Genomic DNA, 1,723 nt, shown 5'->3' with positions numbered 1-1,723 from the left:
GTCCCCAATGATGGCCGCGTGGAAACAAGTCTCGATATTCGCGGTCTGACCAAGACCTATCCCGGCAGGGGTTCCGCCCCGCCGGTCGATGCCCTCAAAAACGTCGACCTCTCGATCCGCAAGGGCGAGATTTTTGCGCTGCTTGGCCCCAATGGCGCGGGCAAGACGACGCTGATCGGCGCGGTATGCGGGATGGTCCGGCCGACTTCGGGCACGATCAACGCATTCGGCCATGATATGAAGCATGACTGGCGCAAGATGCGCTCGCGCATCGGCCTGGTCCCGCAGGAGATGAGCGTCGACATCTTCGAAAAGGTGCACCGCTCGGTCGCCTATTCGCGCGGGCTGTTCGGGCGCAGGGCGGACCCTGCCCGGATCGAGGAAGTGCTGCGCACGTTGTCGCTGTGGGACAAGCGCGATGCCCAGCTCCGCATGCTGTCGGGCGGCATGAAGCGCCGCGTGCTGATCGCGAAGGCATTGGCGCATGATCCGGACCTGCTTTTCCTCGACGAACCAACCGCCGGCGTCGATGTCGAACTGCGCCGCGACATGTGGAACACCATCGGCAAGCTGCGCGATCAGGGCGTGACCGTGATCCTGACTACGCATTACATCGAGGAGGCCGAGGAAATGGCCGACCGCGTTGGCGTGATCAACAAGGGCCGCATCCTGCTGGTCGATGACAAGGACGCGATCATGGGCCGCCTCGGCAAGACGGAGGCGGAATTCACCCTGACCCAGCCACTGGCGCAGCTGCCCGCTTCGCTGTCCGGCCTGCCGGTGACGCTTGAGAACAATGGCCGCACCATCTGCTTCCGCGGCGGTGACGGATCGGGGCTGGGGAAGGAGCAGGTCGCCGAACTCGCCCAGACACTGGTGCGCGAAAACATCGGCTATTCCGCCATCGACCAGCACGAATCGAGCCTGGAGGACATCTTCGTCCGCCTGGTCGAGGAAGAGGGAGCGGCGGCATGAGCTTCAACCCCACCAGCGCATTCACAATTTATCGCAACGAATTGCTGCGCTTCCTGCGCACGGCATTCGGCTCGCTCGTTTCGCCAGTGCTGACCACCTGCCTGTATTTCATCGTGTTCGGTGCGGCCATTGGCGGACGCATGGACCAGGTCGGCGGGGTCGATTACGGCGCCTTTATCGTACCGGGGCTGCTGCTGCTGACCATGCTGTCGGAAAGCACCTCCAACGCAAGTTTCGGCATTTACATGCCGCGCTTCACAGGATCGATCTACGAACTGCTGTCAGCGCCGGTGGGCGTTGCCGAAACTCTGGTCGGCTTTGTCGGAGCTGCGGTCACCAAGTCGCTGATATTGGCGACAATCATCCTCGTAACCGCGACCTTCTTCGTCGATTACCACATCGCGCATCCCTTTTATGCGTTTCTCTATATCCTGCTGGTGGCGAGCGCGTTTTCGCTGCTCGGCTTCATCCTTGGCCTTTGGGCCGATGGGTTTGAAAAGCTGCAGATGGTGCCGCTCCTGATCCTCACCCCGCTCACCTTCCTTGGCGGCACATTCTACTCGATCGACATGCTGGCTGAACCGTGGCGCACGGTCGCGCTGTTCAACCCGGTCGTCTACCTGGTCAGCGGCTTTCGCTGGAGCTTCTACGAAACCGCCGATGTGAGCCTGTGGACCAGCATTGTGACTCTCACCTTGTTTCTCGGTCTCTCGCTCACCATTGTCTGGTGGATCTTCCGCACCGGCTG

General features: G+C 61.6%; 2 protein-coding genes. Both read left to right on the top strand.

The window, feature by feature from the left end:
• Positions 1-18 precede the first annotated feature (18 nt).
• Entirely contained in the window at positions 19-975 is a 957-nt protein-coding gene (locus AAFM29_RS17585) for an ABC transporter ATP-binding protein (RefSeq protein ID WP_341714011.1), read from the top strand.
• Positions 972-1,723 (top strand): ABC transporter permease (locus tag AAFM29_RS17580; protein ID WP_341714010.1); only part of this gene is annotated, 752 nt, incomplete at its 3' end. The genes AAFM29_RS17585 and AAFM29_RS17580, both read left to right, overlap by 4 nt.

Source organism: Erythrobacter sp. (genome assembly GCF_038133525.1).
GTDB lineage: Bacteria > Pseudomonadota > Alphaproteobacteria > Sphingomonadales > Sphingomonadaceae > Qipengyuania.
This window is presented reverse-complemented; position numbering and strand designations above follow the sequence as displayed.